Raw genomic sequence first — 12,663 nt, 5'->3', positions numbered from 1 at the left:
CCTCGATACGTCACGCAGGGCCTCGGCCTGCGTGTACTGGTCTCCCCCCTCGATCTCCTTGTGGTTTGTGGCAGCCGCCCATGGCGGTGGGCGGCGTGTCAGGTGGTTGTCGGTAGAGTCGTCAACGGATGTTGCGCAGAGCCTGTAGTACGCCGGCCTGCCGGATCATTTGCGCGCTCATCTGCTGCGTCTGCAGGCTGAGGGATAACTGATTGGCGACCTGCTGGTTATTACCCGCGATCTGGAGCAGCTGGGCGATCGAGCCCGCCTGCGCCGTGTTGCTCGGCATGATGTTTTGGGTGGCAATGCCGGCCGGTGTTTGCAACGTGACGCTGATGCCGTTGCCGCCAAAGGCGATGCCGGCGCGGATGGTGCCGTTGGCGTTCGAAGCCGATGCGCTCGGCGTATTCGCGACATTCGCGAGCTGCGAGTTGCCGCTGCTGCTGGTGTAGTCGATGGTCGCGGCATTGGAACCGACGTTGCCGTTGCCGGCGACCTGGGTGACCTGCGAGACGCCGTTGACCGCCACGTTCTGTCCGCCGGTGGCAGACGTATTCGGCGTGGCGCCACTGTTGGCCGTGGTCGTGCCGCCCGCGACCGGGTCGGTGACCTTGGCGCTGGTCTGTACGCTGGCGCTCAACTGGTTGACGGTGTTCTGCACGACAGTCAGCGCGCCCTGGGCGGTGGCGGTGGCGCCGTTGGGCAACTGCCATTGCGAGATGACGTTCAGGACGACGCCTGAAATCATGTCGTTGCCGGCGTATTTGCCGGTCTGATGCGCGAGCACGTCGTCATCGACGGGTTCGCAGTGCACGGCTTGGGCGTCGGAGCCGGCCGCGGCGAGAAAGGCGGGTGTCAAGGGTTGCGGAGGCTGCGTGGCGGCAAGGCTCTCGGCGGCCCGCGCACCATTCGAATAAGCGCAGGCGAGCGCGCAAAGACCTGCCGCGATGCCAGTCTGTGAGAGGTTGCGATTCATGACTCTTGTGTACTTCAGAACATAACGGCCTTGTCGAGGCCGTATTCGAAGAAGGGAGTCGCTGCCGTGCCATTCTGCAGGGCGTTCTCGCGCAGCTTCAGCGCGAGCGACTCATTGTTCTGCAACAGCGGAGAGTCCTCCAGGAACGGTTTGCCGAGCACCGCGAAGACGAGACCATTCCAGGTCTTCGCAAAGTCGTCCTCGGCAACAATCCGGTTGCCGAGCGCGGGGTCCGCAATGAAGACGCGGCCGTTCTCGGCGTGTTTGACGATCACGAAATGCTCGTAGCCTTCGATATTCATGAGCACGAGCACGGGAATCTGCAGGTGATACAGGGCGTCGGTATTCACGCGGAAGCCGCGCCCGCGCAGGCCGATCGTTTCGACGAACTTCTTCATGTCGAGCATGGAAAAGCCGTTCTTCACGACCACTTCGGGCGTGGAGTACACCATCATCCGGCGAATCAGTTCCGGTTCGGGGATGTCGATGCCGTAGCCATACTTGAGCAGCGTTGCGAGCGCGGCGGCGCCGCAGCTGTAGTCGTATTGCTGGCTGACGATGCTGCTGTAGCGGATATCGCGCATCGAGCGCAGCGGCAGCTTGATCGGCACGCCGACCAGATGCGTTGCGTCGATCATCGATTGCGCGTGCACAGGCATGAAAGCCGCGGTGGCGACGAGCGCCAGCGCGACAGCACACATCCTTGACGCCGGGGACGATGCGAGCCCGGACATGGTGGTCTCCTGCTTCTGGTTTGAGCACCGGCCGCCTGTGGCGGCGGCCGGTGCATCGAGGTACAGCCCTGGTTTGCTTCTACTTGCGGACTGCTTAGTGGCCGTTGCTGATTGCTGCGATGGCCAGGCCGTTGTGCTGCAGGTTGCCGATACCGCCGGCGATGTTCACGCCGATGTTGCCGCTTGCGCCGGCCAGTGCGCCTGCGCCGAGGCTAGCCGTACCCTGGAACTGGCCGGTAGCGTACGTCGCTGCGTTCTGCGAATTGTTGTCGGTCGCGACCATCGCCGTCGTCTTGGCGGTGCCTGCGTTGCTGGAGGTCGTCACGGAGCCGGCGAGGCTGTTGTTCTGTGCGTTGCCGATACCCGACGCGACGTTCACGCCCACGTTGCCCGAGACGCTGGCGAGCGAGCCATCACCCACCGACGCATTCAGGTTGAAGTTCTTCACGCTGGCCTTGCCGCCAGAAGTCTGAGTGTTGAAGATCTGGGCGTTACCGAACACATTGCCCACATCAACCGACGCGAGGGCAACGTTGTTGCTCTGTGCGTTGTTGATACCTTCGGCGATGTTCACGCCCAGGTTGCCCGTCACACCCGTTGCTGCGTTGCTGCCCGTGGTGGCGTCCAGCGTGCCGGCGACTTGCGTGTCGTAGTGCTGCGTGACCGAACCGGTCGTCGTTTCGTTGACCGTGTTCAGCGAGTCGCTCACGCTATAGCCCCACGACTTGCTTTCCTGCGTGGCCTTGGCGTACGAGTGAGCTTCGTTCTTCGTGCTCGAGCTCGATTCGCCATACGAGTGGTTGTACGTCTTGCTAGAGTTGCTCGACTTCGAGCTCGTGCCGTTCTCGTAGGCCGACACGGCTGCGCTGCCCGTGCCGTCGGCGTACGCGGAGTTCGCCTTTTGCGAGGTGTGGCTGGAGCTCTTGTTGTCCTGCGACGTCCAGGCGATGCCCGCGCTGGTCGTGTCGCTGTTGTTATGCGAGTTCGTCTTCGTGTGCGACGTAGCTTCATTGCCGGAGATAGCAATGCCAGCCGTGCCGTTGGCCGGGGTGCCGCTGCTGTTCGTCGTCACTTGCACGGCTGCGCTGCCGGAGCCGCTTTGCGACTTCGTCGACGTGTTGTTGCCGACGCTGTTGTACGACGTAGCGACGGCTGCATCGCCCGTATTGCTGTGCGCGCTGGTCTTCGACGAGCTGCTGGAGCTGCCGCTATCCGTGGCGACGTGGTAGTCACCCGAAATGCCGGCGTTGTAGGTCTTCGAGAAGGCCTTGTTGCTCGACGAGGTCGTCGAGGTCGACGATGCGACGTTGTGCGTCTTCGTCGACGACTTCGACGATGCCGACTCTTCGGCCGTCGCATACGACGAGTTCTTGTAGCTCGAGTTGGTGCCCGTGCCGTTCACGCTCCACGTGTTGTTGTCATACGTGGTCGTCACGTTGCCGGTGATATAGCTCTGGGCCTGGGGCTTGAGCGTGCCGCCCGACGTCGTCTGCGAGTTGTTGATGACGGCGCCTGCGGTGCTCGAGACGCTGACGCATCCGAACAGGCTGACCCAGCCTTCGATGCCGACTTGTTCGCCGACGGCCGTGTAGTTGAACAGGTAAGCGGAGTTCGAGCCTGCAAACGAGGACGTTGCTGCCGTTGCGAGGACTGCCGCTGCGATGAGGGTGCGCTTCATGTTTCGCTCCGATACTTGAGTGGTCAGTTAGAAAAGAGTGCCCGCCGGGGGACGGAGCACAAAACTGTTCGCCGTTGCATTACCGGCTCCGGCCGTCTGGTTCACCTGCACGAGACCCGTTGCATTCCTGAAGGACACACCGTCGATGCGTACCTCACGAATACCGCCTGCCTGGCCTGCCTGGTTAGCCGTATTGCCGTTCTGGGCGGTGACCGCGGACAGTTCCCCGTCCGAGAGCATCGCCACTCCGAACGCCCCAGTGCCGATCTGGGCACTGTTGCGCTGGATATTGCCCACGCCCGCAGCCTGATTGATCATCATGGCGCCCGACGTGTTATTGAAGGCACCCGAGCCGATAATCGCGCTGGCGTTAGCGAGCCGCGCGCGGGTCGAGGTGCTTTGGTCATCGAGATTCACGTTCGCAATCGCGCCGCCGCTGGAGATGGACAGCTGGTTGCCTTGAGCGTTGTCGAGCCCAGCCGCTTCGTTCACGGTCAGTGCCCCGGTCGTCGAGGTCGCGGCGTTCGGCGCGATCACGGCGATGGCGCCGACCGTGGCCTGCGCGTGTGCGCCGGTTGCGAGCGCAACGGCAGCGGTCGCAAGCGCCAGCGTGGCCAGAAGTTTGGGACGACGAATCATTTCACTCCTCCGATGGAACCAAGCGCGCTGGTGAGCGGCGCAAGCGCGCCGGTGACGGTGCTGGAAATCGTGTTGCCAATGCCGCCGATCGCCGAGGCGCTGCCGCCGGCGCCGAGCGCGCCGTTCGAGCCGCCCGCCGGGTTGCCGACGAGGATCCGGTTGATTGCCTGCACGCCTGCTGCTTCGCCGGCCAACGCGCCGCTCGTATTCACGCCTGAGTTGCCGCGGGCGTTGGTCAGATCGGTATCGTTGACGAGCGTGGCCATGGCCGGATCGAACGAGTTCTTCGGGAACGTGGTAGCGCGCACGAGCACGGGGTCCTGGCTCTTCGGCACATTGGCGAACGCGCTGCGCGGGGTGACGTCACGCTCCACGATGATGTCGCCGGGGTTCACCACCTGCTGCGCACTGACGCCTGCCGTGAGCGCCGCTGCGCACAGACCCATCAGGACTCCTGTGATCTGCGCGCAACGCCGGTGCAAGCCTGGCGTCGTAAAGCGAGCTTTCATGTCGGTCTCCGTCTTGCTCCTCGGGGCAGCGACTCTTGTTCGCTGCTCCCGAACCGCGCCGCGTACGGCGCGGGTCCTGTGTCGGAATTACTGCGTCCGGTCTGCTGCGCTAATCTGTTTCACTTGCGCGTGTAGCTGGCGATGTTGCCTTGCGCCGCCTGACCGCTATCCACCGGAATCGGCAGGGGCGCGGGCGGGGCGATTTCGTCCCAGAGCGTCACGCTGTTGCCGCCGCGCATCAGTTGCGGGGTGGCTGCTACCATCAACATGCCGACCGCGCCGCCGCGTTGATGCGAGAGCGTCTGGTCGTCGATCGAGCCGACACCGGCCATCACCGGTTCGTCGCCGGCGGGGCCCGGGTCGGCGGCAAGCGGCGCGGCGCTCAAGTTCGAGCCGGCGGTGCCGTTGTCCTGACTTGCGGACGCGCTGGTGTCGAGCGTCGCCGCCTGCATGCCGGCATCGTTTGCCGAAACGGCTGCAGTCACCGGAGCCACCGTCGCACTGACCGCAGTTGTTGCAGGAACGACATCGGCGTTCACGCTCGCCACGACGAAGGAGGCACTGGCCGCGTCGGTCGCGGTCTGTGCATACACCGACGGCGCGACAGCGAGGAGCGCAGCGGGAATCAGCACGGCCGCAACGGCGGTGACGTGACTGACTGCGTGGCTGAGCTTGGCGTTCGTACGAATGAGTCGCATGGCGTGTCTCCTGGTGCGAGGTCATTTAGCGAAACGTGTGCCATGTCCCGCAAACCCTTGATGCGACGGGGCTCTCGATATTTTCTGCGGATTTTGAATTGCGGATATTCGAGAAAATGTTTCAGCGCTGAAACGTTGGCTGCTTTAAACCCCTGAAATTCGTTTGGGAGTTTCAACGGAGAACGTTTGCGCGATTTTGTGTTACGTCATGACGTTACGTAATGATCCCCCCTGCGGGAATGGGGCGGATGCATGCGCTTGTAATGATTTTCTTCTTATGATTCAGGGTAAAGCGCTAATGGAAACCTTTCCATCGTGCCCTAATCCATTCACGCCGCATATTTTCTATCCAACTCCCGGGTGCATAGAGTAAGCTTCAGAAAAAGCGTAAAGCCGAAAACAAAAAGCTCAGACATGGGCAGGGTGTTGACATACACACGTCGCAGCTCGGGGATTCACTGTCAGCAAATGAAATTGTGTCGTCTGGCCCCACGGTGCCGGACGCGCGGTGCGTTTGCTGCGTGTCTGTACATCAGGAGCGTGCCGTCATTCCGCAACGATGTGTTGGCAAGAGGATCTGAATAATGGAATCCGCAACGCGGCAGTTGGTTTACGTGACGCGCAGTCCCAACGAAGCGCTGAACGAGCGGTTCCACGAGCGCGGCTGGCAGGTGGAGATCGTGGGCAATGCCCGGGATGCACGGCGTGCGCTGCGCGCCGGCATGCCCGCGGGCGGCCTGCTCGACCTGTCGAGCCAGTTCCATCTGCATGAGATCGGCTCGTTCGAGCCTTGCCTGACGCTGCCTAACGTAGGCTGGGTCGCAGCGACCACCACGGGCCAGCTGCAGGACGCCAATCTGCGCCGTCTGGTGCGCGATTACTGTTTCGATTACGTAACGGTACCGTGGAGCGGCGAGCGCATCGTCGATTCCGTCGGTCACGCCTACGGCATGGTTTCCTTGGTCGAAGCCGCCTCCAACGACACCACGGGCGGCACCGAGGGCGAAATGGTGGGCTCGTGCGAGGCGATGCTCGCCTTGTTCCGCTCGATCCGCAAGGTCGCCATGACCGACGCGCCGGTGTTCATCTCCGGCGAATCGGGCACGGGCAAGGAACTCACGGCGGTCGCCATCCACGAACGCTCGTCGCGGCGCAGCGCGCCGTTCGTGCCGATCAACTGCGGCGCGATTCCGCCGCATCTGCTGCAATCCGAACTGTTCGGCTACGAGCGCGGCGCCTTTACGGGCGCGAGCCAGCGCAAGATCGGCCGGGTGGAAGCGGCCAACGGCGGCACGCTCTTCCTCGACGAAATCGGCGACCTGCCGATGGAAAGCCAGGCCAGCCTGCTGCGCTTCCTGCAGGAAGGCAAGATCGAGCGGCTGGGTGGCCATCAGTCGATGCCCGTGGATGTGCGCATTATTTCGGCCACTCACGTCGATATGCGCGCGGCCATGGTGGAAGGGCGTTTCCGGCAGGATCTGTATCACCGCCTGTGCGTGCTGCAGATCGACGAGCCGCCGCTGCGCGCGCGCGGCAAGGATATCGAACTGCTTGCCCGCCATATGCTCGAACGTTTCAAGAAGGACGGCGCGCGCCGCCTGCGCGGCTTCTCGCCTGACGCCATCGCCGCGCTGCATAACTACAGCTGGCCCGGCAATGTGCGCGAACTGATCAACCGCGTGCGTCGCGCCATCGTCATGTCGGAAGGACGTGCGATTAGCGCACGCGATCTGGAACTGGGCGATTACGTCGAAGTCGTGCCGGTGTCGCTCGCACAGGCGCGCGAAGCGGCCGAGCGGCAGGCGATCGAGCTGGCCTTGCTGCGCCATCGCGGCCGTCTTGGCGACGCGGCGCAGGAACTGGGCATTTCGCGTGTCACCCTGTACCGGCTGCTGTGCGCGCACGGCATGCGGCATATGGAGAGCGATCCGCTTGCGCCGCATCCGGGCGGTCTGGTTTCGGGGGGCGGAGCCTGAACGGGCTTCGCAAGAGGGGGACCAAATAGCGGCCACACGCAATCCCGATCCGTGGCCGGCTAGACGTTGATGGCGTGTACGCGTTGATTGTCATCAGAGCGGTTTGAAGCGCTGACGAAGAGCCTGAAGAGGCCATGAGGGTGTCAGGGGTGCAAGCGTACTTGCGCGGGGGCGCGGGTTCGTGCGGGTGGCGGCTCGCGCAGGCGGGCCGCCTCATCCGCGAAGTTCGCCGGGCAATCCGGTTTGCAGCGGTTTCAAGCGGTTCCAGGCGGTTTCCAGCAATTCCCCGTTCCGTTTCGTTCACTCCCCATTTTATTTCCGCACTGCAGGGCGCGATGACGCTTTAAATGGCGCGTGCGCTCGCAGAGTTGCGTCGTGCAGCCTCGCACTCACTGAATCTAGTCGATGCATTATTTTTCACTGGAAGTCTCGAACTTTAAAATTCGGTAGAGCCGAACGATTTGTAAGGTAATTGCCTTTATGAGTGGTGAAATTACGTCGAGGGATTTTTACTGATTATCGCGGTCGGACATTTCAGTATTATTTTCCGTTTCAATCGTCATTCGCCGCGCTATGGCGCGCGACAGCAAATGACGTTCCCACGCTTATTGGGATGTTCCCGATTTATGTTCCGTAACGTCGGGCGTCTGAACTTAATTACGTTTTAGCTAAATTTGTTAAGTGCGATGCAACCTGTCATCGCGTTCGCGCCGACAGCTGCGAAATGGCCCCCGATCAGCGATGCCCGGCTTGCTATAGAATCTCGCTTTTGAAGCCGCACGGGGCACTCGCACCCCGTTCAGGGACTCCGCATGAAACAGTATCTTGAGCTCGTCCGCTCGATCCTCGACACCGGCAGCTGGCAGGAAAACCGCACCGGCATCCGCACCATCAGCATGCCGGGCGCGATGCTGCGCTTCGACCTCCAGCAGGGCTTTCCGGCCGTCACGACCAAAAAGCTCGCGTTCAAGTCGGCCGTGGGCGAGCTGATCGGCTTCATGCGCGCCTCGCGCAGCGCTGCGGATTTCCGTGCGCTGGGCTGCAAGGTCTGGGACGCCAACGCCAATGAGAACGCCCAGTGGCTGGCCAACCCATACCGCCGGGGCACGGACGATCTCGGCGACGTCTATGGCGTGCAGTGGCGCCAGTGGCCGGCATACAAGGTGCTCGACGCGGGCGCGGCGGCGCAGATCGCCGATGCGCAGTCGCGCGGTTACGCACGCGTCACGGAGTTCAGCGAAGACGGCCAGCCGAAGGTGCTGCTTTACAAGGCGATCGACCAGCTGCGCCAGTGCCTCGACACCATCATGAGCAATCCCGCCGACCGTCGGATTCTGTTTCATGCATGGAACCCGGCCGTGCTGGAAGAGATCGCGCTGCCAGCCTGCCACCTGCTTTATCAGTTCCTGCCGAACCCGGCGAAGCGCGAAATTTCGCTCTGCCTGTACATCCGCAGCAATGACGTGGGCCTGGGTACGCCGTTCAATCTGACCGAAGGCGCGGTCTTGCTGAGTCTGGTCGGGCGTTTGACGGGCTATACGCCGCGCTGGTTTACGTACTTCATCGGCGACGCCCACATCTACGAGAACCAGCTCGACATGCTCAATGAGCAGCTGCGCCGCGAGCCGTTCGAGAGTCCGCGACTGGAGATCGCCGATCGTGTGCCCGACTACGCGAAGACGGGCGTGTACGAGCCGGAATGGCTGGAGAAGGTCGAGCCGTCGGACTTCTCGCTGGTCGGCTACCGTCATCACGAACCGCTGAGCGCGCCGATGGCGGTGTAACGTTTTTGATGCACTGAATGGAAAAGCCCGCGAACGGTGACGTTCGCGGGCTTTTGTTTTGCTGGCGGGCCTGGTGTCGGCCCTCAGCGTCCACCCTTAGCCATGATGGTGTTCGTCATGGTTGCCGGCCGCGTGTTCCTGCGGATGCGGCTGGGGTTGCGGCTGCGGATGCGGTTCCGCGCGCGGCTGCGGCTGGGGTTGCGGGTGGAATTCCGCGCGTTGCTGAGGTTGAGGCTGCGGGCGCGGTTCCGCACGCGGTTGGGCTTGCGGCTGCGGGTGGAATTCCTCGCGCGTCTGCTGCTGCGGGCGCGGTTCCGCGCGCGGCTGGGCTTGCGGCTGCGGGTGGACTTCTTCACGCGGCGGCTGGGCCTGGGCCTGCTGCGGGTGGACATCGGCATGGGCCTGCGGCTGCTGTTCCGGCCGTTGCTCAGGACGCTGTTCCTGACGCTGTTCCGGACGCGCCTGTGCTTCGAAGCCGTGTTGCGGCTGTGCGGCTTGCGGTTGCGGCACGGGCTCGTTGCCACGCTCGGGGACGCGCTGCGCCGCTGCCTCGTGCGGCTGCTGCATCGCCGGCGACGGCTGTCGGCCCGCTTCGTTCGCGCCCGGCTGACCGCGCAGGGCCATCGGCGTGTGGGCCTGAGTCCATTCGGGCTGATGCGCCTCGCCCTGCGCACCGGCAGCCGGAGCACGACCGTTCATCGCAGCCTGCGGCTGACCGGCTTGCGGATGACCTGCGAACTGCGGCGGATGCGGCACGCCATGCGCCGCGTCCGCTTGCGCCCCGGCCGGACCGTGGACGTTCGCAGCCATCGCGCTGGCGCCCGGCGCGAAGTTCGGCTGGCCGTGCTGGGCGGCGGGCGCATTGGCCTCATTCGGACCACGGGGCGCGTTCTGCTGCGCGCTGCCCGGCGCACCGTTCGGGCGTGAGGCGCTGATCTCGGGCGAGTGGGGCGGCACGACGCGCACGTTCTGCTGCGGCCAGCCACCATGCGACGCCGTCGAGAACGGTGCGAACGACGCGTGCGCAGGCGCCGAGACGCGCACCACGGGCGCGCCGGCACCCGGCACCGTACCGCCGCCGTGCGCAAAACGTTGCGCCAGGTTGTCATGGAAAGCGGGCGGCGTAATCGGCGCGCGCGTCGCCACGACCTGACGCTGGTTCAGCGTGGCAGGCGGACGATAGTCGGCGCGGCGCATATTCGCTGCGAAGCTGCCCTGTACCGGCGCGATACCCGGCGTGCCCGGCTGGATGCGCGCGTTCTGCCATTGACGCGGATCGACGTGCTGCGCGAAGCGCGCGGTCGGCTGACCGTGCACGAAGGCGGTCGCCGGCACGGCTGTCACGGCGCCCGGCACGTGGTAGTTGATATACGTGTTGTGAACGTTGATGTTGGTGATGTTGACGTTCTGACGGTAGTTGTTGACCACCACCGTCTGGTTCACGCGCTGATAGTAATGCGGGCTCCAGCCGCCCCAGCCCGGATGCCATGCCTCGCCCGGCCCGAGCGCGAACCACGCTACGCCAGCCGCAGCCGCGCCGCCAATCGCCAGATTCACGCCCCAGTCGTCGCCGCCCCCGCCGCCGCCCACGAAGGCGACCAGCGCAGGCGCATAGACAGGCGGCGCGCTTTCGACGATCGGGCCCGGCACCCACGCCCACGAATCGTCCACTTGCGCCCAGCGGCCATAGTGATAAGGCGCGAAGCCCCACGGTGCATCATCGACCCACGTCCAGCCCCACGGCGCCTGCCAGACCCAGTGGCCGTCGTGATAAGGCGCCCAGCCGGTCGGTTCGGCGTTCGGCACCCACACCTCGCCGTACTGCGGGCTTTCACGCCACGTGCCGTTGGCGTCCAGATCCTGATAACCGGGAATATCGCGCGACACGTAACGCGCCGAGACCGAACGGTCTTCAGCCGCGTCGCGCGCGAGCGCCCACTGATCGAAGGCATCGGGCGGCGGGGCCGCGACGCTTGCGACCTGTTGCAGCGCCGTACCCGTGAAGCGGATCTGCTGGCCGGCCTGCATCGGCATCTGGCCGTTTTCGCCGTAGACGGTCACGCTGCCGCTGCGCACGGTCACGGTGGTGGCGCTGCCGTCGGGCGCGACATCCACGCGATAGTCGCCAGGACCGTTGAGGCCGAGCGCGAGATTCGGTGTATCGATTTCGTACGCGGTGCCGGCGGGCAGCGAGCGCACGCGCGTCGACAGCGTGCCTTGCGCGACCTTGAGCTGCGCGCTGGCATCGTCGAGATTGAGGACGTCGAGGCTCGTCTGCGGCCCCATGCGCACGGCCGTCGAGCCGATGTGCATTTCCGAGCGCGCGTTGCTGTCGTTCCAGAGCTGGTCGCCGGTGGTGAGCGGGCGGTTCAGCTGGGCGTAGGACCAGTCGGTCGCGCCGGCGGGTTCGGTGGTGACGTCGCCCGCCATGTAGTCGAGACGCGCCACGCGCGAGGGCGGATCGCCCGCGGGGGCGGCAGCCGGCGCAGCTTGCGGCGCGGACTGCGCGAGCGCCTCGGTGCTGGCGAGATTGAACGCGAAGGCGGCAAGGACCGCGCCCGCGATGAGCGTACGGCGAGCAAAGGTGTGGTGGCTGTATTTTGTCGTTTTCACGGTGTGTTCTCCTGCGCGTTGCAGAGCATGACCTGCTGATGAAATATCGCGAAGCCATGTGGCGCACTTTATCCGTCGCGCGTGTTTCCGGGAGCACAGATTTGTTAAAGCCTATGCACCTTATGTAACAGAACGTGTGATGACGACGTGAAGCCGGTATTTTCGAGGGGATTTGAAGGGAGTTGTTGGGTTTTCGTCAGGCTGACCCGCGTCTTAGACGGCGACGAAAGCGTCGAATTCGCGCTGGCCGAGCGGCGTGATGCGCAGCACGCGAGGGCGACTCGCGCGCTCGACCCAGCCGTTCGAGGTAAAGCGTTCGAGCAGCGCCGCACCCAGCGCGCCGCCCAGATGCGGCCGCCTCTCGCTCCAGTCGAGGCAGGTGCAGGCAAAACGACGCCGCCGCGCGCGCAGTGCGCCAAGATCGACGCCCCAATCCGTGAGCCTGGCGACGCCGGCTTCAGTCGCTTCGAGATCGTCGCCTGCGAGCGCGAGCAATCCGCCCTCAACCAGCCGGTCGAACACCTGGACCGCGACTTCGCCCGCCATGTGGTCATAGCAGGTGCGCGCATGGCGCATCTCCACCGGCACGCTGCGCGCGGGCCGCGTGACGGGCCGCAGCGGCGCGCTGGCGTGCGCGACATTCATCAGCGCCTCGATGGTCTGGGCGATCTCGGGCGTGGCGATGCGGAAGTAGCGGTGCCGCCCGCGCACCTCGGCGGCGAGCATGCCGCCTTCCGTGAGCCGCGCGAGATGCGCGCTGGCGGCGGACGGCGAAAGGCCGGCGATCATCGTGAGTTCGCCGGCGGGACGGGCGCTGCCGTCCATGAGCGCCCAGAGCATGGCGGCGCGGCCGGGATCGGCGAGCAGCGCGGCAACGCGCGCAAGGCCTGGGAAATGGCGGGATTCGTCGGCGGTGGGCAGGGGCATGATCGGCTCTTTGCGTTACGTACCGTGCCACTCTAGCGAAACGCGGCATTCGACGTTTCAGTTTGCCGTGAAATGTTGCACGCTGCCGGGGAAGGCGCGAGCGGAAGGACTGCCGCGCTAGAATCGGCT

10 protein-coding genes are annotated in these 12,663 nt (G+C 64.6%); 2 read left to right on the top strand and 8 right to left on the bottom strand.

Annotated elements, in window-relative coordinates; translation table 11 throughout:
• Positions 1-121: 121 nt before the first annotated feature.
• The 6 genes from F4827_RS00855 to F4827_RS35040 all read right to left on the bottom strand — a co-directional run bounded on the left by F4827_RS00855 (position 122) and on the right by F4827_RS35040 (position 5,234).
• Entirely contained in the window at positions 122-976 is an 855-nt protein-coding gene (locus F4827_RS00855; protein ID WP_183720859.1) for a peptidase C39, read from the bottom strand.
• A 14-nt stretch (positions 977-990) separates the two neighbouring features.
• The gene (locus tag F4827_RS00850; protein WP_183720862.1) at positions 991-1,710 is read right to left on the bottom strand and encodes a C39 family peptidase; all 720 of its coding nucleotides are present in this window, start codon (positions 1,708-1,710) and stop codon (positions 991-993) included.
• Between the two features lie 94 nt (positions 1,711-1,804).
• Positions 1,805-3,388 carry a hypothetical protein gene (locus tag F4827_RS00845; RefSeq protein ID WP_183720865.1) on the bottom strand — a complete coding sequence of 528 codons (1,584 nt, stop codon included), beginning with the start codon at positions 3,386-3,388 and terminating at the stop codon, positions 1,805-1,807.
• Between the two features lie 27 nt (positions 3,389-3,415).
• Positions 3,416-4,027 carry a hypothetical protein gene (locus tag F4827_RS00840; protein ID WP_183720869.1) on the bottom strand — a complete coding sequence of 204 codons (612 nt, stop codon included), beginning with the start codon at positions 4,025-4,027 and terminating at the stop codon, positions 3,416-3,418.
• Positions 4,024-4,536 (bottom strand): hypothetical protein, encoded by a 513-nt coding sequence (locus tag F4827_RS00835; protein ID WP_409258745.1) that lies wholly within the window; start codon positions 4,534-4,536, stop codon positions 4,024-4,026. The genes F4827_RS00840 and F4827_RS00835 overlap by 4 nt, the downstream gene beginning before the upstream one ends.
• A gap of 119 nt (positions 4,537-4,655) precedes the next feature.
• On the bottom strand, positions 4,656-5,234 hold the full coding sequence (locus F4827_RS35040) for a hypothetical protein (protein WP_260174911.1): 579 nt from the start codon (positions 5,232-5,234) through the stop codon (positions 4,656-4,658).
• 584 nt (positions 5,235-5,818) lie between these two features.
• On the opposite strand from F4827_RS35040, the gene F4827_RS00825 reads away from it, so the two are divergent.
• Together F4827_RS00825 and F4827_RS00820 are read left to right on the top strand one after the other, a co-directional pair.
• Positions 5,819-7,210 carry a sigma-54 dependent transcriptional regulator gene (locus tag F4827_RS00825; RefSeq protein WP_183720872.1) on the top strand — a complete coding sequence of 464 codons (1,392 nt, stop codon included), beginning with the start codon at positions 5,819-5,821 and terminating at the stop codon, positions 7,208-7,210.
• 812 nt (positions 7,211-8,022) lie between these two features.
• Entirely contained in the window at positions 8,023-8,994 is a 972-nt protein-coding gene (locus tag F4827_RS00820) for a thymidylate synthase (RefSeq protein WP_183720876.1), read from the top strand.
• Between the two features lie 96 nt (positions 8,995-9,090).
• On the opposite strand, the gene F4827_RS00815 is transcribed toward F4827_RS00820, so the two are convergent.
• Both F4827_RS00815 and F4827_RS00810 read right to left on the bottom strand, forming a co-directional pair.
• The gene (locus F4827_RS00815; protein ID WP_183720879.1) at positions 9,091-11,607 is read right to left on the bottom strand and encodes a DUF6600 domain-containing protein; all 2,517 of its coding nucleotides are present in this window, start codon (positions 11,605-11,607) and stop codon (positions 9,091-9,093) included.
• Between the two features lie 213 nt (positions 11,608-11,820).
• Positions 11,821-12,528 carry a helix-turn-helix transcriptional regulator gene (locus F4827_RS00810; RefSeq protein ID WP_183721359.1) on the bottom strand — a complete coding sequence of 236 codons (708 nt, stop codon included), beginning with the start codon at positions 12,526-12,528 and terminating at the stop codon, positions 11,821-11,823.
• Positions 12,529-12,663: the final 135 nt, after the last annotated feature.

The sequence above is a fragment of the Paraburkholderia bannensis genome (assembly GCF_014200455.1).
Classification (GTDB): Bacteria; Pseudomonadota; Gammaproteobacteria; order Burkholderiales; family Burkholderiaceae; genus Paraburkholderia; species Paraburkholderia bannensis_A.
The sequence above is the reverse complement of the archived record's forward strand: the minus strand, read 5'-3'. Positions and strand labels throughout refer to the sequence as shown.